Source organism: Telluria sp. LT2P80 (assembly GCF_059685955.1).
The window spans coordinates 35933-60162 of sequence record NZ_JCASIO010000008.1 but is presented as its reverse complement, the minus strand read 5'-3'; the positions used below and the strand labels follow the sequence as shown (position 1 = coordinate 60162).

At 64.4% G+C, this 24230-nt stretch carries 24 protein-coding genes; 14 read left to right on the top strand and 10 right to left on the bottom strand.

Translation table 11 applies throughout. The features are described from left to right. Positions 1-2: 2 nt before the first annotated feature. The 7 genes from AC56LW_RS19195 (at position 3) to AC56LW_RS19165 (ending at position 6390) form a co-directional block, all read left to right on the top strand. Positions 3-425 (top strand): phosphonate transporter, encoded by a 423-nt coding sequence (locus AC56LW_RS19195; RefSeq protein ID WP_332532877.1) that lies wholly within the window; start codon positions 3-5, stop codon positions 423-425. Further along, the gene (locus AC56LW_RS19190) at positions 422-1786 is read left to right on the top strand and encodes a sensor domain-containing diguanylate cyclase (protein ID WP_499636832.1); all 1365 of its coding nucleotides are present in this window, start codon (positions 422-424) and stop codon (positions 1784-1786) included. The genes AC56LW_RS19195 and AC56LW_RS19190 overlap by 4 nt, the downstream gene beginning before the upstream one ends. Then, a complete protein-coding gene (locus tag AC56LW_RS19185; RefSeq protein WP_499636830.1) occupies positions 1776-3554 on the top strand; it encodes a putative bifunctional diguanylate cyclase/phosphodiesterase in 1779 nt (592 codons plus the stop codon). The genes AC56LW_RS19190 and AC56LW_RS19185 overlap by 11 nt, the downstream gene beginning before the upstream one ends. Positions 3555-3694: 140 nt before the next feature. After that, entirely contained in the window at positions 3695-3955 is a 261-nt protein-coding gene (locus AC56LW_RS19180; RefSeq protein WP_183551816.1) for a hypothetical protein, read from the top strand. A gap of 119 nt (positions 3956-4074) precedes the next feature. Then, positions 4075-4344 (top strand): hypothetical protein, encoded by a 270-nt coding sequence (locus AC56LW_RS19175; RefSeq protein ID WP_499636828.1) that lies wholly within the window; start codon positions 4075-4077, stop codon positions 4342-4344. 138 nt (positions 4345-4482) lie between these two features. Further along, positions 4483-5442, top strand: a complete 960-nt coding sequence (locus AC56LW_RS19170) for an HDOD domain-containing protein (RefSeq protein WP_499636826.1) — start codon at positions 4483-4485, stop codon at positions 5440-5442. Next, positions 5443-6390, top strand: a complete 948-nt coding sequence (locus AC56LW_RS19165; protein ID WP_499636824.1) for a 5'-nucleotidase — start codon at positions 5443-5445, stop codon at positions 6388-6390. Here the strand turns inward: AC56LW_RS19165 and AC56LW_RS19160 are convergent. Continuing rightward, entirely contained in the window at positions 6387-7706 is a 1320-nt protein-coding gene (locus tag AC56LW_RS19160; protein ID WP_499636822.1) for a GDSL-type esterase/lipase family protein, read from the bottom strand. The two genes, AC56LW_RS19165 and AC56LW_RS19160, sit on opposite strands and share 4 nt — an antisense overlap. Before the next feature lie 157 nt (positions 7707-7863). On the opposite strand from AC56LW_RS19160, the gene mfd reads away from it, so the two are divergent. From mfd to AC56LW_RS19145, 3 genes are all read left to right on the top strand, one after another. After that, positions 7864-11310: a transcription-repair coupling factor gene (mfd, locus tag AC56LW_RS19155; RefSeq protein ID WP_499636820.1), complete on the top strand. Its 3447-nt coding sequence runs from the start codon at positions 7864-7866 to the stop codon at positions 11308-11310. An 8-nt stretch (positions 11311-11318) separates the two neighbouring features. Further along, positions 11319-12161: a phosphoserine phosphatase SerB gene (gene serB, locus AC56LW_RS19150; protein ID WP_499637112.1), complete on the top strand. Its 843-nt coding sequence runs from the start codon at positions 11319-11321 to the stop codon at positions 12159-12161. A gap of 107 nt (positions 12162-12268) precedes the next feature. Next, positions 12269-12715: a hypothetical protein gene (locus AC56LW_RS19145; protein ID WP_332532886.1), complete on the top strand. Its 447-nt coding sequence runs from the start codon at positions 12269-12271 to the stop codon at positions 12713-12715. Between the two features lie 208 nt (positions 12716-12923). Here the strand turns inward: AC56LW_RS19145 and AC56LW_RS19140 are convergent, their stop codons facing one another. The 3 genes from AC56LW_RS19140 to AC56LW_RS19130 all read right to left on the bottom strand — a co-directional run bounded on the left by AC56LW_RS19140 (position 12924) and on the right by AC56LW_RS19130 (position 14790). After that, complete coding sequence (locus tag AC56LW_RS19140; protein WP_499636818.1) at positions 12924-13499, bottom strand: DUF1349 domain-containing protein; 576 nt, start codon at positions 13497-13499, stop codon at positions 12924-12926. A gap of 38 nt (positions 13500-13537) precedes the next feature. Next, entirely contained in the window at positions 13538-13918 is a 381-nt protein-coding gene (locus AC56LW_RS19135; protein ID WP_499637110.1) for a hypothetical protein, read from the bottom strand. 65 nt (positions 13919-13983) lie between these two features. Continuing rightward, entirely contained in the window at positions 13984-14790 is an 807-nt protein-coding gene (locus AC56LW_RS19130; protein ID WP_499636816.1) for a DUF72 domain-containing protein, read from the bottom strand. 143 nt (positions 14791-14933) lie between these two features. Between AC56LW_RS19130 and trxC the strand changes: the two genes are divergently transcribed. Both trxC and AC56LW_RS19120 read left to right on the top strand, forming a co-directional pair. Beyond that, positions 14934-15371, top strand: coding sequence for a thioredoxin TrxC (trxC, locus tag AC56LW_RS19125; protein ID WP_332532889.1), 438 nt, complete (start codon positions 14934-14936; stop codon positions 15369-15371). Between the two features lie 73 nt (positions 15372-15444). Then, complete coding sequence (locus AC56LW_RS19120) at positions 15445-15807, top strand: DUF4870 family protein (RefSeq protein WP_183551787.1); 363 nt, start codon at positions 15445-15447, stop codon at positions 15805-15807. A 31-nt stretch (positions 15808-15838) separates the two neighbouring features. Here AC56LW_RS19120 and AC56LW_RS19115 read toward each other — a convergent pair whose 3' ends face one another. The 4 genes from AC56LW_RS19115 to phaC all read right to left on the bottom strand — a co-directional run bounded on the left by AC56LW_RS19115 (position 15839) and on the right by phaC (position 21088). Then, positions 15839-16999: a cystathionine beta-lyase gene (locus tag AC56LW_RS19115; RefSeq protein WP_499636814.1), complete on the bottom strand. Its 1161-nt coding sequence runs from the start codon at positions 16997-16999 to the stop codon at positions 15839-15841. A 12-nt stretch (positions 17000-17011) separates the two neighbouring features. After that, entirely contained in the window at positions 17012-18373 is a 1362-nt protein-coding gene (gene rimO / locus AC56LW_RS19110; protein ID WP_499637108.1) for a 30S ribosomal protein S12 methylthiotransferase RimO, read from the bottom strand. A gap of 174 nt (positions 18374-18547) precedes the next feature. Beyond that, positions 18548-19114, bottom strand: a complete 567-nt coding sequence (gene phaR, locus AC56LW_RS19105; RefSeq protein WP_183551781.1) for a polyhydroxyalkanoate synthesis repressor PhaR — start codon at positions 19112-19114, stop codon at positions 18548-18550. A gap of 204 nt (positions 19115-19318) precedes the next feature. Then, positions 19319-21088, bottom strand: coding sequence for a class I poly(R)-hydroxyalkanoic acid synthase (gene phaC, locus AC56LW_RS19100; protein ID WP_499636812.1), 1770 nt, complete (start codon positions 21086-21088; stop codon positions 19319-19321). A 61-nt stretch (positions 21089-21149) separates the two neighbouring features. On the opposite strand from phaC, the gene AC56LW_RS19095 reads away from it, so the two are divergent. Beyond that, positions 21150-21395, top strand: a complete 246-nt coding sequence (locus tag AC56LW_RS19095; RefSeq protein WP_499636811.1) for a hypothetical protein — start codon at positions 21150-21152, stop codon at positions 21393-21395. 24 nt (positions 21396-21419) lie between these two features. Here AC56LW_RS19095 and pgeF read toward each other — a convergent pair whose 3' ends face one another. Continuing rightward, a complete protein-coding gene (gene pgeF / locus AC56LW_RS19090) occupies positions 21420-22205 on the bottom strand; it encodes a peptidoglycan editing factor PgeF (protein WP_499636809.1) in 786 nt (261 codons plus the stop codon). After that, positions 22202-23299: an RluA family pseudouridine synthase gene (locus AC56LW_RS19085; RefSeq protein WP_183551769.1), complete on the bottom strand. Its 1098-nt coding sequence runs from the start codon at positions 23297-23299 to the stop codon at positions 22202-22204. The genes pgeF and AC56LW_RS19085 overlap by 4 nt, the downstream gene beginning before the upstream one ends. Before the next feature lie 65 nt (positions 23300-23364). Between AC56LW_RS19085 and AC56LW_RS19080 the strand changes: the two genes are divergently transcribed. Beyond that, complete coding sequence (locus AC56LW_RS19080) at positions 23365-24204, top strand: outer membrane protein assembly factor BamD (protein ID WP_183551766.1); 840 nt, start codon at positions 23365-23367, stop codon at positions 24202-24204. Positions 24205-24230 lie beyond the last annotated feature (26 nt).

The following is a 24230-nucleotide window of genomic DNA, read 5'->3' as shown; positions in this document are numbered from 1 at the left end:
CAATGACCAATATCCAATGGCCGCGCGTCGGCATCCAATTCATGACCTTTGCCTTTGACTTTCCCGAGATGGCCAGCCGACTCGACGCGTGTTCTTCCGAAGAACTGGACCAGCTCGATTTCGGCGTCATCGGTTTCGACGCGAACACCGAGGTCAACCGCTACAACGCGTTCGAGTCGCAAGCCGCAGGCCTGTCGCCTCAGCGCGTCCTGGGCCACCCGCTGTTTACGAACGTTGCACCGTGCATGAACAACTTCATGGTGGCGCAGCGTTTCGATGACGCGCTGGAACAGAACAGTGCCCTCGACGAAACCATCGACTACGTGCTGACGCTGCGCATGCGTCCCGTCAAAGTCGCGCTGCGCCTGCTGTCCACCCCGGGCAGCGCGACGCGCTACGTCCTGGTCAAGCGGCAGCCAAAATGACTGACGACCTCGCCCAACTCAGCGCGGAATACGAGGCGCTGATCCAGTTCCTGTATCTCGCGCCGGTTGGGCTGGTCCAGCTCGACGCCGACGGTGAGATCGCCATGATCAACCCGATCGCGGCCCAACTGCTGATGCCGCACTCGCGCAATGGCGGGCTCGATAACCTGTTCGTCGCGCTCGAGGACATCGCACCCGACCTGCGCAATCTGTGCCAGCAAAGCACGGTCCAGAGCGGCAAGATCTGCGACGGCATGCACGTGCACCTGCATGCCGGCAGCGGCTGCAGCAAGCGCATGCCGCAGATCCTGTCGATCACGCTGCTCCGGCTCGATGCCAGCCGAATCATGGCCGTCATCGACGACATCACCGAGCAGGTACGGCGCGAATGCCGCCAGCGGCAGAACGACGCCTGGCTCAATGCGGTCCTGACCGGTATCACCGATTACGCATTGGCCAGCCTGGACTCCCAGGGCCGCCTGTGCGAATGGAACCCGAGCATCGGCCGCGTAACCGGCTTCGGCCCGGACACCGAGGGCCAGAGCTACACGATGTTCTATCCGGACGATGCGATCACGCCCGAGCGCGCACTGGACCGCCTGCGCGAAGCCGATGCCGATGGCTGGGCGCTGGACGAAAGCCGCCTGCTGCGTGCCGACGGCAGCGCATTCTGGGGCAGCGTGATGATCGCACCGCTGCCGGAAGCCGATCGCGACGCCGCCGATGGCGCCCCTGGCCTGCCCTGCGAAGAAGGCCCGGCCTACTGCCTGATCCTGCGCGACGTGACCGACAAGCGCGACATCGCCGAGCGGCGCCGGCGCGAAGCATTCAGCGACCACCTCACTGGCCTGGCCAACCGCCGCGCGCTGTTCGACGCCGCCAGCCAGGAGTTCGAACGCAGCCGCGCCGCGCCGCGGCCGACGGCGATGATCATCCTCGACGCCGACCACTTCAAGGCCATCAACGACCGCTTCGGACATCCGGGCGGCGATGCCGTGCTGCAGCACCTGGCGGCGATCCTGCTCGACTTCTTCCGCGAAGTCGACGTCGTGGCGCGCATCGGCGGCGAGGAATTCGCCGTGCTGCTGCCGTCGACCGACCTGGCACATGCGCTGGATCTGGCCGAACGCCTGTGTGCGCGCGTCGCGCTGGACGCCAAGAGCTTCGACGGCCAGGCAATCGTGTGCACGATCAGCGCTGGCGTGGCAGTCGCCCTCGACGGCCATGGCGGCGTCGACCTGCTCATCAAGCAAGCCGACCAGGCCCTGTACACCGCCAAGCGCGCAGGCCGCAACCGCGCCCTGGCCTGGCAACCCGAAGCCGCCGTTGCTACTCCCCAGGAGGCGCTCGATGGAGCCTAAAGTGCAGCATGAGGCGGTCGATGCCTACGAAGCGCTGGTGCAGTTCCTGTACCGGGCGCCGATCGGCCTGGCCCAGACCTCGCTCGACGGCACGGTCGACATGCTCAACCCGATGGCGTCGCGGCTCCTGATGCCGCTGGCCACCGCGCAGGGCCTGGACAACCTGTTCGACGTGCTCGCGCCCGTGGCACCGCACCTGGCGTCGATGGTCGAGGCATTTCTCGAACCGTCCGGCATGATCTGCGAAGGCCTGCGCCTGCCGGTGGGCGTGCCGCACGCCGCCAGCGGCAGCCTGCAGGTACTGGCACTCAACCTGATGAAGCTCGACCCCGAACGCCTGATGGCGACCGTGGCCGACGCCACGTTCGAAGTGCAGCGCGAACAAGAGGTGCTGTCGCGCCGCCTGCGCAACGCCGCGCGCACCGACAACCTGACCCGCATGCCCAACCGCGAAGCGGTGCGCGACGCGCTGCAGCACCTGCTGGCGCAGCCGGTGTCCGACGTCGGCTTCGCGGTGCTGACCCTGAACTGCGACCGCTTCCGCCAGCTCAACGACAGCCTGGGCCAGGCCGTCGGCGACCATCTGCTGATGCACATGGCCGACCGCCTGCGCGGCGCGCTGCGCCCGGCGCTGGGCCGTATTGAACCAGGCACGCAGGCCGGCCAGCTGGCAGCCCGCACGGGTGGAGACGAATTCGTCGTCCTGCTCGACGGCCTGCGCGGACGCGCCGACGCCGAGCGCATCGCGCTGCGCCTGCTCGACGCACTGGCCCACCCGTATCTGGTGGATGGCCACGACATCGTCTGCGGCGCCAGCGTGGGCCTGGCCTGGAGCCAGGACGACCCGGAGATCGCACTGCGCGAGCCGGACGACGTGCTGCGCGACGCCGGCATCGCGATGGTCGAGGCCAAGCGGGCCGGCGGCAACCGCCACGTGGTATTCGCGCCAAGCATGCGCGAACGCGCTGCGCGCCGCGCCGGCATCGAAGCCGAACTGCGTCAGGCCCTGGTCGAAGAACAGCTGTTCGTCGTGTACCAGCCGGTCGTGCGCCTGCTGCCGTGCGGCGGTGTCGATTACGCCGCCGGAGTCGAGGCGCTGGTACGCTGGCGCCATCCGGTGCGCGGCATCGTGCCGCCGATCGACTTCATTGAAGTGGCCGAGGAATGCGGCCTGATCGGCATGCTGGGCGACTTCGTCCTCGAACGCGCCTGTCGCGATTTTCTCGACTGGCGCGCGCGCCTGGGCGACCGTGCCCCCGGCCTGATGGCCGTGAACCTGTCACGCGCACAGCTGGCGCAACCGGGCTGGATCGACGGCGTACGCCGGATCCTGCGCGACACCGGCATGCCGCCGGGCTGCCTGCAGCTGGAAGTGACCGAAAGCCTGGCCGCCCAGGACCAGGATATCCAGCAGCGCCTTCACGACCTGAAAACTCTGGGCATCCAGCTGGCGCTCGACGACTTCGGTACCGGTTATTCATCGCTGTCAAGTTTGCACCTGCTGCCGGTGGACACGGTCAAGATCGATCGCTCGTTCGTCTGCCAGGCCGATACCAGCGCCCACCATCGCGTGCTGATCGAAGCCACCGTCAAGGTCGCCCGCAGCCTGGGGATGACCACGGTGGCCGAGGGCATCGAAACGCAGTCTCAGCTGGACGTGGTCCGCAATCACCTGTGCGATAAGGTACAAGGCTATTTCTACAGCCGACCGTTACCGGCCCCTGAGCTGCTGGCCTGGCTGGCTACGCACGACGCAGAAGTTCATTGACCCCTGTATTGAGCCCTGCACTGACGCCTGCGCTGACGTGCGCTGGGCGTGTCGTCCTACAAGAATGAACTCTCCGTTCCTATTCGTGTAAACCCGCGGTTGCTTGATGATAAAACAACTTAATCATCACGGAGACAACCATGACACGCACCCTCGGAACCGCACTGATCGCAGGCATGATGGCTTTTGGCCTGGCAGCATGCGATACGCCAAGCAAGACGACCGACAGCATGTCGGGCTCGAGCAGCACGATGTCGACCACCGGCTCGGTGCAGACCCCAAGCACCACCGCAGGTCAGGGTAGCTGGAATTCGGGCGCCACCGGTGCTACCGGCGTGAACAGCGCCTCGGGCACCACCAGCAACAACGAGCCAGTCACCAACTCGGCCACCGGCCGCTGATCCAGAAGAAGCAGCAGAAGCACGAACCCACAGCGGCACACCGTGCGCGTGGGTAGTCAGTCGGTCACCCTCGGGTGGCCGCACCTGACCACGTCATTCCACTCTCAAGGAGCAACGCGATGAAAACTCTTCACACTGCACTCATTGGCGGCATCATGGCTCTCGCACTGGCAGGTTGCAACACCACCGACACCATGGGCACCAGCAGCAGCGGCTCATCCTCGATGGGCACCACGGCTGCCGGCTCGACCGGCAACGCCACGGTCGATGCACAAATGGGCATCACCCCAACCGATGGCACCAATAACGGTGCGCCAATGGCCACTGGCACTGCCAACACGCCAACCAACACTGGTCACACGACGACCAGCTCGGACACCAGGAAGTAATTTCATTCACGCATGGCCGGGTCGCCGATCGTGTATCGGGCTGGCGCGGTAGAATCGCTCCATGCCCACACTTTTCCCGATGTCCTCTCCATGAAGCGCTGGCTCGCTCGCCTGTTTGGTGCCGCGCCCGCAGGGCCTGTGGCCCATCCTCCCGCCCCGTCTACCTTGCCGCCGCCCGATGCGGCAATCACGCCAATCGCCGACGATTCGACTGCACTCGATCTGGACCTCGCCTTTTTTCACTGGTTGGCCGGTCCACACGTGACGGGCGCAGCGGGCGACGAAGCCCTGGTGCTCGACGAACTGGCGCGGCTCGTACGCGATCCGCACACCGCAAGCACCCTCGTCCCGCGCGTCCCGGCCGTGATCCCGCAAGTGCTGCGCAGCCTGCGGAGTGATTCCGCCTCGTCGGCTGACCTTGCACGCCAGGTGGCGCAGGATACCGTCCTGGTTGCGGAAGTTATCCGCGAGGTCAACAGCCCTTATTACCAGCCCGGCACGCCGGTGCGTAATCTGGAGGGTGCGTTGCTGCTGCTTGGCCAGAACGGCTTGCGCATGCTGCTGGCGCGCGTGGCGTTTCGCCGGATTATCAGCCTGCAGACCAGCCGCCTGGCACGCCTCGTCGCACCGCAATTGTGGAACCAGTCCGAGAAATGCGCGCAGGCGGCGAGCCTGCTGGCACCTGGCCATGGCGCCGATCCGTTCGAAGCTTACCTGGCAGGGCTGATGCACAATGTCGGCCTGGTCGTCGCCCTGCGCGTGATCGATGGCCTGCTGCCGGCCGGGGGCCTGCCCGACAGCGATGCTTTCGGCCTGCGCCTGGTGCACGCCGCGCGCCTGATCTCGGCCGGGATTGCCGGCCAGTGGGAACTGCCACCGGCCATCGGCCACGCCATCGCGCATTTGGGCGACGCCGCGACCGTGTCCACCAGTCTGCCCGCCGCGCTGGGCGAGGCCGACCGCCTGGCCAAGCTGCACATGCTGGCCGGGGGCGGCCAGCCGGCATTCGTGGCCGCCGTGGCTGCCTTGCCTGAGGACCTGCGGCAGGTCTACGATACCTTCAACGACACCGACAACGCCGACCAGCAGGACGCCTGAATGCCCTTTCCCATCGAAGAAAAACTCGTGATCGGCGTTGCCTCCAGCGCGCTGTTCGACCTGTCCGACTCGCACCAGGTCTATCTGGACGAAGGGCCGGAAGCCTACCGCAACCACCAGGCGTGCCAGCGCGACGTGATCCTGGCGCGCGGGGTCGCATTCCCGTTCATCCGGCGCTTCCTGAGCATCAACCGGTGCTTCCCGCACCAGGCGCCCGTTGAAGTGGTGCTGTTCTCGCGCAATTCGCCAGAAACGGGTCTGCGCGTGATGCGCTCGATCGCCCACTATGGGCTGGACATCTCGCGCGCCGTGTTCATGAGCGGCAAATCGCCCTACCCGTATCTGCCGGCATTCAACACGGCCCTGTTCCTGTCCGCGAACGAAGAGGACGTCAAGAGCGCCATTGCCGTCGATTACCCCGCTGGTCTGGTGCTGCCATCGGCGATCGCCGACGAGGAAGACGACATCGAGCTGCGGGTGGCGTTCGACTTCGACGGCGTCATCGCCGACGATGAGTCCGAAACAGTCTACAAGCGCAACAACGACCTGGGCGAATTCCACGCCCACGAAACCCTGCACATGGCGCGCCCGCACCAGCCTGGCCCACTGGCCGGCATGTTTCGCAAGCTGGCCATGCTGCAGCAGCTCGAGCACGATGCCCAGCAGGCCGACCCGGACTACCGCCGCATCGTGCGTATCGCCATCATCACGGCGCGCAGTGCCCCGGCGCACGAGCGCGTCGTCACGACGCTGGGCAGCTGGGGCGTCTCGGCCGACGAGACGTTTTTCCTGGGCGGGATGGACAAGGCGCGCGTGCTGTCGGTGTTCAAGCCGCACATCTTTTTTGATGACCAGCTCACGCATCTCAAATCCGGCCCGGGCGGCACGATCCCGATGGTGCACGTGCCGTTTGGCGTCGCGAACCGGCGTGTTGTTGAGGGCTCCTAGAGCCGCGGCAGCGCCATCAGGCGGTCGAGTTCAGGCTGCATCGCCTTCGCCCAGATCGCGTAGCCTGCTTCGTTCGGATGCAGCAAGTCGGGCATGATGGTTTTGCTCAAGGTGCCGTCCGGCGTGAGGAAGGCGCGGTTCACGTCCAGGAACACGATGCGGTTGCCATCGGCCAGCGATGGCAATCGCGCATTGATCGACTCGTTGATGCGCCGGAGCGGGCTCTCGGGCGTCGCGTCGCGCGGGAAGATCGCCACCAGCAGGATGCGCGTGCGCGGCAGCCGTTGGCGAAGCTCGTCGAGATTGCGGCGGATGCCCGCCACGGTACTGGCCGGGAAATCGCCGCGCAGTCCCGTGTTGTTGGTGCCGATCATCAGCACCGCCACCTTCGGATCGAGCCCGTCGACGGCGCCATTCTGCAATCGCCACAAGACGTTTTCGGTGCGATCGCCCCCAAAACCGAGGTCCAGCGCATCGTAGCGCGCATAGTGCGTCTGCCAGATCGGCGCCCCTTCCTTCTCCCAGCCCTGTGTGATCGAGTCGCCGATGAAGACCAGTTGCGGGCTGCGCGCTGCGCGCACCATCTGCTGCGCCTCGTCCAGTTTCTGGCGATGGCGGGGCAGCCACCAGTCGATCGACCAGGCTTCGTCGAGTTTGGCGGGCGTGACGGCGACCGTGCGCCAGTCCGCACACGCCGTGTTCGGCGTGCCGCCCGGTGCGATGGCCACATTGGCGATGCTGACCTGGCCGCTACCGGTGCCTTCCAGCGCAAACGGCCGGGCCACCTGCGAGAAATCGTCGCCATCGCGCGCGAAGCACGACAGTGCGAGTACGACACGCTGCCAGCCCTTGCCCTGGACGGCGCGCCCCGGCAGCACGTACGGCACCTGGCGCTCGCACGACGGCCCGCACCCGACCTTGACCATGAGGCCACCGGCGTCGAGCGCATCGACCTTCAGGTCGAATGCCAGCGTGCCGCGCGCGATAAATGGCCGCAGGTCCTGTGGGGCCGTCTGCAAGGCCACGCCGCTTTTCCAGATCTTGCGCCATTGCAGCGTGAGCGCCGCACCGCCGTCGGTCCGCTTGCTGCGCGCGAGTTCGATGGCGCTGTCGGGGAAGGTCGTGCGCAACGCGGCGTCGGCGGTGACCATCTCGCCTTCCAGCGGGTGCGTGGTATCGGGTGCCAGCGCCACGATCTCGACACCGGGTCGCGGCGCATCGCCCAGCAGGACCACCGACGCTGGCGGCGCCGCGCTGACTGCTGCACTCAACAGGTATGAAACAATCAGGGGCAAGGCAGCAAAGGTTGGGCGCATCGTGTCTCCATCATTTTTATGTTAGCGCAATCATGCCCGTGATCCGGCGTCAGGACAAGCTGTCGATCTCCACTCGGCCCGGCGGGTAAGCACGCGTTCGACTATAATTGGCCACCACTTTCCAGCGCATTTTTCACGGATATCTCAAGCACGCGGCATGCCTTTCGACCTCGAGAAACACCTCCCCAAAGCAGGCCATCGTTTCGTCCTGCCGCTCCTTCACGGTTCGTCCGACGCCTACGCGCTGGCGGTTGCCGCCCTTGCTCTCAAGGCCCAGGGCCAGATGCTCACCGTCGTCGTGGCCAATGCCAGCGACGGCCAGCGGCTGCTCGATGAAATCCCGTGGTTCGCCGATGGCAAGCTGGCCTGCCACCTGCTGCCGGACTGGGAAACGCTGCCGTACGATGCGTTCTCGCCGCACCAGGACCTGGTGTCCGAACGCCTGGCCACGCTGCACGAAATCCGCAATGGCCAGTGCGACGTGCTGATGGTGCCGGCGACCACGGCGCTGGTGCGCCTGGCGCCGCCGTCGTTCCTGGCGGCCTACACCTTCTTCTTCCGCCAGGGCGAGCGCCTCGACGAAGCACGTCTGAAGGCGCAGCTGACGCTGGCCGGTTATACGCACGTGTCGCAGGTGATGTCGCCGGGCGAGTACTCAGTGCGCGGCGGCCTGATCGACCTGTTCCCGATGGGCTCCGCCCTGCCCTACCGGCTTGACCTGTTTGGCGACGAGATCGAATCGATCCGCACGTTCGATGCCGATACCCAGCGCTCGCTGTACCCGGTACGCGAAGTGCGCCTGCTGCCAGGCCGCGAATTCCCGATGGACGAAGCGGCAAGAACCGGCTTTCGCGGCCGCTGGCGCGAGCGCTTCGAGGGCGACCCGTCACGCTCGCCGATTTATCGCGACATCGGCAACGGCATCGCCGCGGCCGGTATCGAGTACTACCTGCCGCTGTTCTTCGACACCACGTCGACGCTGCTGGATTACCTGCCCGACGGCGCGTCGCTGGCACTGGTCGGCGATATCGAGGGCGCCATCAACCGCTTCTGGATGGACACCGAGTCGCGCTACCGCTTCCTGAAAAGCGACCGTGAGCGTCCGATCCTGGAGCCGACCGAACTGTTCCTGAGCGCCGAGCAGTTCTTCACCTGTATCAAGCCGCATGGCCGCTGGAATATCGCGCGCGACCCGCTGGCACCGGCCTCCGAACTGTCGGCGCCGATTCCCGACGTCGCCGTCAATCGCCGCCTGGACGATCCGCTGGCCAGCCTGCGCACGTACCTGGAGCGCAGCGACACGCGCGTGATGATCTGCGCCGATTCGGCCGGCCGGCGCGAAACGCTGCAGCAGTACTTCAGCGAATACCGGCTCGATCTGGTGCCGGTCGAAGGCTTCGAGGGCTTCCGCGCCAGCGATGCCCGCCTGGCGCTGGGCGTGGCGCCACTGCAGGCCGGCTTCGAGCTGCTCGATGCGGGCGCCGGCCACCTTGTCTTCATCACCGAGACCGAGCTGTATGCCGGTTCGGGCCGGCGCGCCGGCAAGAAGAAGCAGGAAGCGACGAGCCAGGTCGAATCGATGGTGCGCGACCTGTCCGAGCTCAAGATCGGCGACCCGGTCGTGCACATCAACCACGGCATCGGGCGCTACATGGGCCTGACCAGTATGGACCTGGGCGAAGGCGAGACCGAATTCCTGCACCTGGAATACGCGAAGGACACGAAGCTGTACGTGCCGGTCTCGCAGCTGCACGTGATCGCGCGCTACTCGGGCACGGCGGCCGAAGACGCGCCGCTGCATTCGCTCGGCTCGGGCCAGTGGGAAAAAGCCAAGCGCAAGGCCGCCGAGCAGGTGCGCGACACCGCCGCCGAACTCCTGAACCTGTACGCGCGCCGCGCGCTGCGCCAGGGCCACGCATTCGAGTATTCGAATGTCGACTACGAAAACTTCTCGCAAAGCTTCGGCTTCGAAGAGACGCCCGACCAGGCCGAGGCGATCCACAACGTCATCAAGGACATGACGTCGGGCCGCCCGATGGACCGCCTGGTGTGCGGCGACGTCGGCTTCGGCAAGACCGAGGTTGCATTGCGCGCGGCCTTCATCGCCGTCATGGGTGGCAAGCAGGTCGCGATCCTGGCGCCGACGACGCTGCTGGCCGAGCAGCACGCACAGACCTTCGCCGACCGCTTTGCCGACTGGCCTGTGAAGATCGCCGAGCTGTCGCGCTTCCGGACCGGCAAAGAGATCAACAACGCGATCAAGGGCATGGCCGACGGCACGCTCGACATCGTCATCGGCACCCACAAGCTGCTCTCGCCCGACGTGAAGTTCACACGTCTGGGCCTGGTGATCATCGACGAAGAACACCGCTTTGGCGTGCGCCAGAAGGAAGCGCTGAAATCGCTGCGCGCCGAAGTCGACGTGCTGACGCTGACCGCCACGCCGATCCCACGCACGCTGGGCATGGCGCTGGAAGGCCTGCGCGACTTTTCGATCATCGCCACCGCGCCGCAAAAGCGCCTGGCGATCAAAACCTTCGTACGGAGCGAAGACGGCTCGATCATCCGCGAGGCCTGCCTGCGTGAACTCAAGCGCGGCGGCCAGATCTACTTCCTGCACAACGAAGTGGACACCATCGAGAACCGTCGTGCGATGCTGCAGGAACTGCTGCCCGAGGCCCGCATCGGCGTGGCCCACGGCCAGATGCACGAGCGCAACCTGGAAAAAGTCATGCGCGACTTCGTGGCGCAGCGCTTCAACATCCTGCTGTGCACGACCATCATCGAGACCGGCATCGACGTGCCGACCGCGAACACGATCATCATGCACCGCGCCGACAAGTTCGGCCTGGCGCAGCTGCACCAGCTGCGCGGGCGCGTGGGCCGCTCGCACCACCAGGCATATGCGTACCTGCTGGTGAGCGATGTGCAGAACCTGACCAAGCAATCGCAGCGCCGCCTGGACGCCATCCAGCAGATGGAAGAACTGGGCAGCGGCTTTTACCTGGCGATGCACGACCTGGAAATCCGGGGCGCGGGCGAAGTCCTGGGCGAGAACCAGTCCGGCGAGATGCTGGAGATCGGCTTCCAGCTGTATTCGGACATGCTCAACGAGGCGGTGCGCTCGCTCAAGGCCGGCAAGGAACCCGACCTGGCCGCGCCGCTGTCGTCCACCACCGAGATCAATCTGCACGTGCCCGCCCTGCTCCCGGCCGATTACTGCGGCGACGTGCACGAGCGCTTGTCGATCTACAAGCGCCTGGCCAACTGCGAAAGCGCGGACCGTATCGACAGCATGCAGGAGGAGCTGATCGACCGCTTCGGCAAGCTGCCCGAGCCCGTGAAGGCGCTGGTCGAGACGCACCGGTTGCGCATCGCCGCCAAGGCCGTGGGCATCGTCAAGATCGACGCCCACGGCGAAGCGGCCAGTCTGCAGTTCATGGAAAAGCCGCCGATCGATCCGATCAGGATCATCACGCTGATCCAGAAGAACCGCCACGTCAAGCTGGCCGGCCAGGACAAGCTGCGCATCACGGCCAGCATGCCTGACCTATCGGCGCGCGTGAACCAGATCAAACAGACCATCAAACAACTACTCGCATGAACACGACGATGAATCTGGTGCTGCAAGGCCCGCAGGCCGATCCCGCCACGCTGGCGCGCCTGGCGCAACTGGCCAGTCCGCAGCGCACCACGGACCTGGGCGCACATGCGTTGCGCTGTGACGGCGTGGCGTTCAGCGCTGACCTGAAAGCCCGTGTCGACGCTGCTGCGTTCGAGGCGGGCGTGGACGCCACCTTCATCGCCGCTGGCCGCTCGCTGGCCGACGTGCGTCTGGTGGCGATGGACATGGATTCGACGCTGATCACGATCGAGTGCATCGACGAAATCGCCGACATGCAGGGCCTCAAGCCGCAAGTGTCCGAGATCACCGAGGCGGCGATGCGCGGCGAGCTCGATTTCTCGGAAAGCCTCAGGCGCCGCGTGGCCCTGCTGGCGGGGCTGGACGCGGGCGCGCTGCAGCGGGTGTATGACGAGCGCCTGCGCATCTCGCCGGGTGGCGAGGCGATGCTCAGGGCCGTGCAGGCGGCCGGCATCAAGACGCTGCTGGTGTCGGGTGGGTTCACGTTCTTCACCGAGCGTCTCGGCGCGCGCCTGGGGCTGGACTACACACACGCGAATGTGCTCGAGATTGCGGATGGCAAGCTGACCGGCCGCGTCGTCGGCGGGATCGTCGATGCGGAAGAAAAGAAACGTACCGTCGAGCGCGTGTGTGCTGAACTGGGTATCTCGCCGTCGCAGGCGGTCGTGATGGGAGACGGCGCCAACGACCTCAGCATGATGGGCATTGCCGGGCTGTCAGTGGCGTTTCGCGCCAAGCCGGTCGTGCGCACGCAGGCCGATGTGGCGTTGAATTTTTCCGGGCTGGACGGGTTGCTGACGATCCTGGCTTGATGCGCAGCTAGGCACGTGTAGCGGTCGTTTGCGCGCTGTAACAGGGTGTAAAGCCGTGCGCCGCCTCGGCCGCAAGCTCGTATGATGGTTAAATCAGGAGTAACGCCATGAAAAATCTTGCCATCATTATCGTGTCTCTGGGCGCGCTGGCCGGTTGCGCCGCGCCAGGCCCCTACTACAGCAATCAAGGCTACGCCCAACCGGGAGATCCGAGCCAGTGGCGTGTCGTGTCCGTGACACCCGTGCCAATCGGTACCGGTGCGCGCGTGGCATCGTCGGGAGGCAGCACCGTCACCTCGACGCCCGTGCCTGCGACGAGCTATTCGACGCCTTACTACACGCCGCAGCAACCGGTGTATGTCCAACAGCAACCAGTGTATATCCAGCAACAGCCGGTGTACGTGCCACAGCCGGTGTATGTCGAGCAGCCAAACTACTGGTATCCGCCGATCTCGATCGGACTGGGTTTCGACTTCGGCCGCAGCAGCTGGCGCGGCCATCGTGGTCGTGGCTGGGGCGGCCATATAGGATCGCATTTCCCATACCGCAGGTAATCCCCAACAAAGCCGGCCGATGCCGGTTTTTTTCATGCAGAAAAGCGGGGGTCAGGTCTGACATTCGGACACGATCTCGACAATGAGGTAAGCGGAACCAGCTGGCAACGGGCTATGCTGATACTTGTCATGACGCCGGTCGATTAGCCTAAGGCTGAGGTCGTGTCCGAATGTCAGACCTGACCCCGGCTGTGGCACGGCGCTGCGCTTAGGACAGATCGTGCAACTCTTTCTGCAGTGCGGGTTGTACCGAGAACTTTCTGAACAGTACCTCCAAGCCACCACGTTGCGGAGTGCAGCACATGGGGCCGACGACGTAACGATCCGCGACGGGAAACGGTGCCAGGCGTAGCATTGGCCACACGATCCCATCGACCGAATACTGTGCCCTGACAGTGCCGGCACTAACCGTCACACGGATCCAGAAGCCATCGCTGATGGACGGTGCAGGCATCACCGCCCAGTCTGACTTTTCATCGGTCAGCACGGTGCTGAGCATCAGCTGATCATCCGAGTACTCCACACCGATCTTGATCCAGCGGGTGTCGTCGATTCTCACCATCAAACCGGCCTGGTCGTACAAGGACTGGAAGTCCGCGCGCACATGTAGTTGGGCGGTAAATGCATGATCGACGGGCCTGCCAAAGAAGTGGCCGTTATCATGAATGAAATCGTATTGGGTGATGCGCCAGAAGTCCGTGTTCTCGCCGGTGATGACCTTTAACGTGTCCTGGTCGATCCGGCATTCGGGTGGCGTGTGAAGCCAGGTGCATTCGTCGAACATGTCATCTCTCTTTCGTACTGTCTCGCCGCGATCAGCGATTAACTGCCAAACAGGTCGTGCGAATCGAGAATTGCCCAGGCAATCTCGGGCCGCGTGGTCAGGCACCTCCGCACCGCTGCCGGCACGGATTGCCGCACCTTCTTGCACAGACCGGGCCGGTCTTCGAGCACGATCACGATGCCGCGCACGCTGCGCACTTCGTTTGGCCCCGGTGCGATGTGCAGCGTTGCGCCGATGTTCTTGTGGATCAGCCCCTGCACATGCTGCAGATCAGCCAGACTGTCGACGCGTTCGATCCGCTCGATCAGCTTGAGTTCTTGCTGGCGCGTGATCGTCAACGGGCGCTGATCGAGATGCGGATCGGCCAGCACGCGCGCCCGGTCGCAGACGCAGGCGCCTGGCGGGCACTCGACCCGCATAGGCACGGCAGCAGGCTGCGGGCCTGCAATCGTGCCTGGCTCTGACTGGACGGCGGTGGATGAGTTCACTCGGATAGCGCGGTGACGTTTGGATTCGCTGATTCTACCCTGCCCCGGTCACCCGATGGACCCACTTCGTGCCCCATCAGTTCGAGCGCATTGGGCACGGCCGCGCCCTCGGCTGTATTGTCGAAGATACACCACACCGTGCGTCCCGCCTCGACATCGCGATCGAGGCGGTGACGCCAGCGGACGATCTCGTCGCCCGGATAGGCCGAATAATAGATGCGCGGCGCGCCGTGCAGGCGCACGTAGACGTGGGCGTCGCTTGTCGGCTCGTGCTCCCCTGGCTGGCCGGCGGCAGGATCTGCGATGACGCGCACTACCCCGCACTCGCGCAGCGTCGCCGTGGCAGCCTCCGAAAACCAGCTCGCGTGCCGCGCTTCGAACGCAATGCTGCACCCGAAACGCTCACGCACTTGCCCGAAGAACGCATGTGCCAGCACGTCATCGAAACCGAAGCGTGGCGGCAGCTGGACCAGCAGGCAGCCCAGCTTGTCGCCCAGCATGCCGACTTCGCCCTGGAACTGGTCGAGCAATGCATCGACATCCCGCAGACGGGCGTCATGCGTGATCGCGCGCGGCACCTTGACCGCGAAGCGAAAGTGTTCGGGCACGCTGGCGGCCCAGCGCGCATACGTCTCGGGTTTGTGCGGCCGGTAGAACGACGAATTGATTTCCACCGCCGGAAACACGGCGGCATAGCGCTCAAGGTGGCTGCCCTCTGCCGGAAACGCGGCGAAGTCCTTGCTCCCAAGGCTCCAGCCAGCGCAGCCGACCAGCAGGTTGCCGGGCGTATTCTGCTCAGGCATACGATCGTCTCATTTATATTATTGCAATCATTCTAGCGAGCGAAGGCGGCAAGCGGCGCATGGCAGCGCTGGCAACGTCCGGGCGACGTCAAGGCCGGGCCCCGCTTACAATAACGGCATCATATCGACCGGAGGACGCCAGCATGACCGAACCAACCCACATCGTTTGCCCGCACTGCGACGCCGTCAACCGCATGCCGCAGTCGCGCCTGCAGGACGCGCCAACCTGCGGCAAATGCGCGCAGCCCCTCTTCACGGGACGTCCGCTGGACGTCGACAGCGCGCGCTTCGAGCGTCATATCGGCCGTAACGATATTCCCGTGCTGGTGGACTTCTGGGCCGAATGGTGCGGCCCGTGCAAGATGATGGCGCCGGCGTATGCCCAGGCGGCCGGGCAACTCGAGCCGGCCGTGCGCCTGCTGAAAGTGGACACCGAGCGTGCACAGGATCTGTCGGCGCGCTTCGCGATCCGCAGCATCCCTACACTGGCGCTGTTCAAAGGTGGCCGCGAGATCGCGCGCCAGTCCGGCGCGATGGATGCGGTGCGCCTGACTGCGTGGGTGCGCCAGCACACTGGGTAAGGCGGCGCCAGCGACCGCAGGTGGTGCTGCTACAATGGCAACAAAGGGGGATGTCCCCACACGAGGAGACGGTATGTCGCAAGAACTGATTCTGGAACGAGGCGTTGAAGACAACAAGCACTGGGCGCGCATCCTGTATGTGATCCACGCGCTGACGTTCTTCTTTTCGCTAGGCATGCTGTCGATCGTGCCGGTGATCGTCAACTACGTGAAGCGCCCGGATACAGCCGGTACGATGGTCTATACCCACCACACGTGGATGATCCGCTCGTTCTGGTGGTACGTGGTCTGGATGGCGGTTGGCGCAGTGCTGTTCGCCACCATCATCGGCATTCCTGCCGCGTGGGTGGTGTGGCCCGTGGCGTGGATCTGGAAAGCGTATCGGCTGATCCGCGGCTTCATCGATTTGAACAACAACCGCGCAATGCCGGTGTAAAGAAATGGGGCCAGCGGCCCCATTTTTCATGTCATAACGCGTCAAAAGCCTGGGCCAGATCGGCGATCAGGTCGGCCGGGTCTTCCAGGCCCACATTGAAGCGCACCAGTACCCCGCCATCCCACTGATCCCGCAAGCTGCTGATCCGGTATGGCATCACGAGGCTGTTGGGTCCGCCCCAGCTGTAGCCGATGCCGAACAGCGTCAGCGCATCGACCATGCGATCGACCTGCGCTTCGTCGAAGCGTGCGTCGAAGACCACCGAGAACAAGCCGCCCGCCCCCGTGAAATCGCGCTGCCAGAACGCGTGGCCCGGGCAATCCTCGAACGCCGGATGCAGCACCTTCGCGATCTCGGGCCGCCCCTTGAACCAGGCGGCCAGTTCGCGTGCGCTGGCGTCGTGCCGCTCGAAGCGCATCTTCATCGTCGGCAAGCCGCGCTGCACGAGATACGCATCGTCGGGGCTCACGCCCAGGCCCAGGCGCATGTGCGCCAGCGCCAGCCGGTCGTTGAGCGCCCGGTCGCGCGTGATCACGGCGCCCATCAACAGGTCGGCGCCGCCCGACTGGTACTTGGTCAGCGCATGCATGACGATGTCGGCGCCAAGATGGAACCCGCGCAGCGCCAGGCCTGCCGACCACGTGTTATCAAGCGCCACCAGCACGCCCCGCGCGTGCGCCGCATGGCACAGCGCCGGCAGATCCGGCACTTCCATCGACACCGAGCCCGGCGCCTCGGCCCACAACAGTTTGGTGTTTGGCTGGATCAGCGCGGCGATGCCGGCGCCGATCATCGGATCGTAGTAGCGCGCGGTGACGCCGAAATCGGCGCTGAGCCAGCGGCCCAGCTCACGGTTCGGGTTGTAGACATTCTCGGGCAGCAGCACATCGTCGCCGCTTTTGAGCAGTGCAAAGTCGACCATCGCGATGGCGGCCAGGCCCGACGGCGTGAGCAGGCAGTGATTGCCGCCCTCGATCTCGGCCAGCTTGCCTTCCAGCGTGAACGTGGTCGGCGTGCCGTGCAAGCCGTAGGTATAGGCGCTCTTGTCTTTCCACTGACTCGCGCGCATCGCCGCCGTGTTCGCAAACAGCACGGTCGACGCGCGGTGCGTGGCCGGCGGGAAAGCATCGAACCCCGCCGGTGCGACATAGTCGCTATGCACCAGCGTGGTCTGGATCGACTTGGCGCTCATGAGCTCAGCCGCTTAGACTGGATTGGCCCACAAATCGTGCGCATCGGCCTTCGTGATGACGACATCGGCGAACTGGCCAACGACCAGTTTGCTCTTGCCCGGCACGAGTGGCCGCTTGATGTGCACGACGCCGTCGATTTCCGGCGCATCGGCGCTCGAACGGCCGATCGCTTCGCGGGCGCCGACTTCGTCGATCAGCACGCGCAGCGTCTTGCCGACCTTGGCCTGCAGGCGCTTGGCCGAGATCTCTTCTTGCAGCAGCATGACGCGCGCGCGGCGCTCTTCACGCACTTCTTCCGGCACTGGATTGTCGAGCAGGTTCGCGGTCGCGCCTTCGACCGGCGAATAGGCAAAGCAACCCAGACGGTCGATCTGCGCTTCTTTCAGGAAGTCGAGCAGATACTCGAATTCGGGCTCGGTCTCGCCCGGGAAGCCGGCGATGAAGGTCGAGCGGATCGTCAGGTCCGGATTCATCGAACGCCATTTCAGGATGCGCTCGAGGTTGCGCTCGCCGCTGGCCGGCCGTTTCATGCGTTTGAGGACGTCCGGGTGCGCGTGCTGCATCGGGATGTCGAGGTACGGCAGCACGTGGCCATCGCCCATGAACGGGATCGCGTGGTCGACGTGCGGGTACGGGTAGACGTAGTGCAGGCGCACCCACGCGTCGTACTGGCGCGCGAGCTGGCCCAGCGCTTCGACCAGCTGCGTCATGTGCGTCTTGATCGGGCGGCCATTCCAGAAGCCGGTGCGGAACTTGACGTCCACGCCGTAGGCACTGGTGTCCTGCGAGATCACGAGCAGTTCCTTGACGCCCGACTTGAACAGGTTCTCGGCTTCGACCAGCACTTCGTCGATGCGGCGCGACACCAGATCGCCGCGCATCGACGGGATGATGCAGAAGCTGCAGCGGTGGTTGCAGCCTTCGGAAATCTTCAGGTAGGCATAGTGCTTCGGCGTGAGCTTCACGCCGTGGTCCGGCACCAGGTCGATGAACGGATCGTGCGGTTTCGGCAGGTGCAGGTGGACCGAGTCCATCACCTCGGCCAGTGCATGCGGGCCGGTCACGGCCAGCACCTTCGGGTGCACCTTGGTGATGATGTCGTCGCCGGCAGCATCCTTCTTGGCGCCCAGGCAGCCGGTGACGATCACCTTGCCGTTTTCGGCCAGCGCTTCGCCGATGGCATCGAGTGACTCCTGCACGGCAGCGTCGATGAAGCCACAGGTATTGACGATCACGAGATCCGCACCGTCGTACGAGTTGGCGGTCTGGTAGCCTTCGGCGCGCAACTGGGTCAGGATCTGCTCGGAATCGACCAGCGCTTTCGGGCAGCCAAGCGAGACAAAGCCGACCTTCGGCGCGATCACGCCGGGCATGGGCGCCGGAATGATGACGCCAGGCGCCTTGGCTGCGGCAGCCAGGCTGCTAGAGTTGGCGGAAGGACTACGACGAAGTTCAGTCATGGGCAGCGGAAAAGTGTTTGGGCAATCCGCGATTGTACCTGAACCGGGCCTCGAAGGTGAGACCCTGCTGCCCCAATACCAGGTGGTTTATTTCTTGTCGGTCGGCGGGGGCGTCATGCCAGGGAATGGAAACACACCGAACATCGCCTTGCTCTGGCTCTGCATCTGTTCCTGCATCTGGATGAACAGGTTCTTGCTCTGGTCGATGTAGTTGTTCATCATGCCCTGCATCATCGGACCCTGGACGTTCATGAACTGGGTCCACATCTCGGGACTGAACGGCTTGCCCTCAATGGCGCCGGCGGCATTGCTGGTGAATTTGTGCTGGATGTCGGTGAACGCCTGGACGTTCTTTTCCAGGTACGAACCCATCATGCCCTGCATCGCGTGGCCGTAGTAGCGGATGATTTGCGAAAGTACCGAGCTCGAGAACATCGGCACGCCGTTCGCTTCTTCTTCGAGAATGATCTGGAGCAGGATCGCGCGGGTCAGATCTTCGCTGCTCTTGGCATCGACCACCGTGAAATCGTCAGCGTCGAGCACCAATTGCTTGACGTCCGACAGCGTGATGTAGGAACTGGTCTGCGTGTCGTACAGACGACGGTTCGGGTATTTCTTGATCAGGCGTTCTGCACTCTTCTTCACACTGCTCATCTCTGGTTCCATGGTTTGCGGCGCCGCTTCGTAAGCCGCGCACTTATGATTATTCTGGCCAGCGTGGCCGGCCCGTCTCCACCCGACCCACGGCCGGATCGACAGTGGGGGATAACAGACACCTTACCATGCAATTGTGGCGGTTGCAGCAATTACCAGATGCATCACAAGTATGGCTTTTATGTCAATACGCGCCACTGACGGTCAGTCACCCCTGACCTGCACATAGCGCCCCGGCGCAGGCTCGGACGGTGGATAGTCGCTGCTGCCAGCGACGCCTGGGGCCGGCACTTGCGCGCCGCCGTTCTCCGCCAGAAATTTTGCCCACTCCGGCCACCAACTGCCTTTGTGCTCTGCAGCACTCTCGAACCACGCGCCATCCGTCTTTGGTCGCGACTTGCCGCCCTTGTCGTTGGCCCAGTAACTGCGCTTGTTTTTCGAGGCCGGGTTGATGACACCGGCGATATGGCCCGACGCCCCCAGCACGAAGCGATTCGCCTTCGGGTTGCCGGGATTAAGCAGCTGCATCGAGGCAAATGCCGCCGTCCACGGCACGATATGGTCTTCCTTCGAGCCGTAGACGAACACCGGCGCATCGATGGCGCCCAGATTGACCGGCACACCACACACCGTCAGCGCGCCCGGCTGCTTGAGCTTGTTCTCCAGGTACATATTGCGCAAGTACCAGCAGAACATCGGCCCCGGCAGATTGGTGCTGTCGGCGTTCCAGTACAACAGATCGAATGCCGGCGGCTCCTTGCCCTTCAGATAGTTTTGCTGAACATAGTTCCAGACCAGGTCGTTCGGGCGCAGCGACGAGAACGTCGTCGCCAGGTCGCGGCCAGGCATCAGGCCGCCGGCAGCGAGCTTCTGCTCGCGCAGCGCCACCTGGGTTTCGTCGATGAACACCTCGAGCACGCCAGCGTCCGAAAAATCCAGCAGCGTGGTCAGCAGCGACAGGCTGGCGGCCGGCTGGCGGCCGCGTGCGGCCAGCACGGCCAGCGCCGTGGCGGCGATGGTGCCGCCGACACAGAAGCCGAACACGTGCGCTTTTTCTTGCCCGGTGATCTCGGCGACAACGTCAAGCGCGCGGATCGCGCCGTCTTCGACGTAATCGTCCCAGCGCAGGTGCGACTGGCTGCGGTCTGGATTACGCCAGGACACCATGAACACGGTATGGCCCTGCTCCACCACGTAGCGCACCAGTGAATTTTCGGGCTGCAGGTCGAGGATGTAGAACTTGTTGATGCACGGCGGGATCATGACCAGCGGCACGCTGTGCACGTTCGCCGTGGTCGGCGTGTACTGGATCAGCTGGAACAAGTCGTTTTCAAACACGACCTGGCCAGCCGTGTTGCCGACATTGCGACCCACTTCGAAGGCTGTTTCGTCCGATTGCGAAATACGGCCCTTCTGCATGTCGGTCAGCATATTGGTCAGGCCCTTGGTCAGGCTTTCGCCCTGGGTCTCGATCATCTGCTGCTGCGCTTCCGGATTCGTGGCCAGGAAGTTGGCCGGCGACATCGCGTCGATCATTTGCTGGACCGAGAAGCGCAGCTTCTGGCGCTCGCGCGGGCCAACTTCGACCGCATCGGCCATGGCCATCATGCATTCGGAATTCAGCAGGTACGAAGCGGCCGAGAACGCCGACAGCGGATTATTGCGCCATTCGGCTGCAGCGAAGCGCCGGTCGCTCAGTTCGGGCGTCTTGCCCAACATGACGTCTTGCCACAGCTGCGTTGCTTTCTTGAGATAATCGTCTCGGATCGCTTCCATGCGGGCCGTGTCGATGCCGGCGCCGGCATCTTTCAGGAAGCCGGCCAGCGGACTGGCGCCGCCCGGCGCGGGCATCGTTGGCATGGCCGGCATGGCTGGCATGGTGGACATCATCGTCATCCAGGGCTGCCAGGCGGCAGGATCGGACCATTGGGACAACCAGGCAGCGGCAAGCGCTTGTGGATCAGGCATGTTCATGTGGGCATCCGTTGTTAGAATTGCGTCTCTTCAACCAAGTACGACAACCGGGAACTACAGCATGTGGATCGTTGCCATTGCCTGGATCTATGTCGTGGTGCTCATGGCAGCAACTGAGCCGACCGTCGTGGGCGGCATCATGACCTTCGTGTTTTATTGCGCACTGCCATTATCCATACTTTTTTACATCACTGGCGCGAGACGCCGCCGCGTATGCAGGCAAACGCCGCAGTCACGGCGTAACGTCGGTACGCGGCGTGAATCGCCTTCGGACGACATGGATGACGGCGGCGGTGACGGCGACTGAGCCGTACCGCATCGCGCGCCGGATCTATTTGAGCCAGATGAGGCTAGCCTGGCGGCCGGTCACGCCATCGCGGCGATAGGAATAAAAGCGCTCCGGCGCACTGGCCGTACACAGCCCGCCACCATGCACGCGTTCGACACCGTCACGCGCCAGCGTCAAGCGGGCCAACGTGAACATGTCAGCAAGGTATTTACCGGGACGACCCGGGTAGGCCGTGAAGCAAGCCCGCGTTGCTTCGCCCGGCAGCGCCGCGGCAAATGCCGCCACTACGTCGTCGCCAACCTCGAACGCGGCGGGACCGATTGCCGGCCCCATCCACGCCGTGATGTAGCCCGCACCGGCCGCACGCATCGCGCGCACGGTGGCGCCCAGCACGCCACCAGCCAGCCCGCGCCAGCCGGCGTGCGCCGCGCCCGCCACCTTGCCGTCCAGATCGGCAAACAACACCGGCAGACAATCGGCAGTCAGGATTGCGCAGACGACGCCAGGCATCGTTGCGATGCTGGCGTCGCCCGTGCGCACGGGCTGGCCTGGACCCACGGTGCCGGCGTCAACGACGTCGGCGCCATGCACCTGGGCGATCCAGGCCGGGCGGCCCGGCAGCCAGTCTTGCAGCAAGGCGCGGTTGGCGGCGACCGCCTCGGGCGCATCGTTCACATGCAAGCCGAGATTTAAGCCCCCACCGCCCTTGCCGTCATCGTACGGACCGACGGAGACGCCGCCATCGCGGCTGGTCGCCAGCGCGCCGACGGTTGCCGGCAAGTCAGGCCAATCGGGCCAGACCAGCGCTGACCGGTCCAGCGTGCTCATGCGCGGTAGGTGACGACGCCGTTGTCGTCGTCGGCGGCATCCTCGATCGCCGTGCCGAACTCACCCAGTTCCGGCTCTTCGATGCCCGCACGCGCGATCAGCTCGGCGAAATCGTCGGCCAGCGGCACGGTCCATTCGCATTGCTCACCGGTGGCCGGATGCACGAGACCCAGGCGGCGCGCCTGCAGCGCCTGGCGCGGGAACACGGGCGTCAGGTGCCGCTTGCCATACACCGCGTCGCCGACGAGCGAAAAGCCCAGCGACTGCATGTGCACGCGAATCTGGTGGGTGCGACCTGTTTCCAGGCGGCAGCGCACCAGCGTGACGGGACGCCGATCGAGCTCGCCCGAAATGACGCGCTCGTAATGGGTGATCGCCGGCTTGGCGAACGGGCTGCTCGAGACCGCCATCTTGACGCGGTCCTTGGCATCGCGCCCCATCGGGCTGTCGATCGTGCCCGACAGGCGCGGCGTGCCCCACACCAGCGCGAAGTATTCGCGCTTGACGGTGCGTGCCTGCAGCTGGCGCACGAGGTCGGTTTGCGCGGCGAGCGTTTTACCGACGACCATCAGGCCACTGGTATCCTTGTCGAGACGGTGGACGATGCCGGCGCGCGGCACGCCGACCAGTTGCGGGCAGTGGTGCAGCAAGCCGTTGAGCAGCGTGCCGGTCCAGTTGCCCGAACCCGGGTGCACGACGAGGCCCGCCGGCTTGTTGACGACCATGATGTCGTCGTCTTCGTACACGATGGTGAGATCCATCGCTTCCGGCGCGAACGCCGTGTCTTCAGGCGCAGCTTGTGGCACGACGACAATGGCTTCATCGCCATAGGCCGTGTCCTTGCCCCGGGCCGGTTTACCGTCAACCGTGATGTGGCCGCTTTCAAACCATTGCTGCAGGCGGCTGCGCGAGAACTGGGGCACGAGGCCGGCCACTACCTTGTCGAGGCGCTGGCCGCAGTGTTCCTCTTGCAGCGCCAGGGTAATGGGCGACAGATCGGTGCCTGGCAACGGGACGAACCCGATCTCCAGTTCATCGTCAAAATCAGGGTCAATCGGTAAATCCGCCGGATTCGGCGCAGGAGTTAATATCACGTGAGTCCCATCGGCTATAATCAGCCGTTCGTTGAATCTAGGTAAAACATTTCTTGCAAAAAGCTATGCAAAAAAAATTGTCTGTGTTGGTCGCTACTTGCGCCCTCGTCGGTCTGTCGGCATGCAGTATGCTGCCTAAGGCCAAGGACGAGTCCAAAAACTGGTCGGCGGAGAAATTATACGCTGAGGCGCGCGAAGAGATGGCAGGTGGGCACTACGAAGCCGCAATCCCGTTGTTCCAGCGGCTCGAAACCAACTTCCCATTCGGCGTGTACGCAACACAAGCGCAAATGGAAGTGGCGTACGCCCACTACAAGTCGGCTGACCAGGCGCAAGCGCTGGCGGCGGTCGAGCGCTTCATCAAGCTGCACCCGAACCACCCCCAGGTCGACTACATGTACTACCTGCGTGGCCTGATCAATTTCAACGATCAGCTCGGGTTCTTCAGCTTCGTGTACTCGCAGGACCCGACCGAGCGCGATCCGCGTGCAACGCGTGAAGCGTTCGCGGCGTTCAAGGCGCTGGTCGACAAGTACCCGAACAGCAAGTACGCGGCCGACGCAACCGAGCGCATGAGCTACTTGATCAATGCGATGGCCCAGTACGAAGTGCACGTGGCGAATTATTACTACCGCCGCGGCTCGTATCTGGCGGCGCTCAATCGTGCCCAGGATGCGGTGACCAATTACACCGACGCTCCGGCGCGTGAAGAAGCGCTGTTCATCATGATCCGCTCGTACGACAAGCTCGGCATGCCGCTGCTGCGCGACGATACGCAGCGTGTGTTCGCGCTGAACTATCCGGACAGCTACTTCCTGAACCCGAACGCACGCGGCGATGCGCCGTGGTGGAAGTTCTGGTCCAAAGGTGGTGCCAAGGCGGCGCCGAAGGATGCGGTGCAGTAAGCGCCGGGTCCGTCAAGGAACAAAGG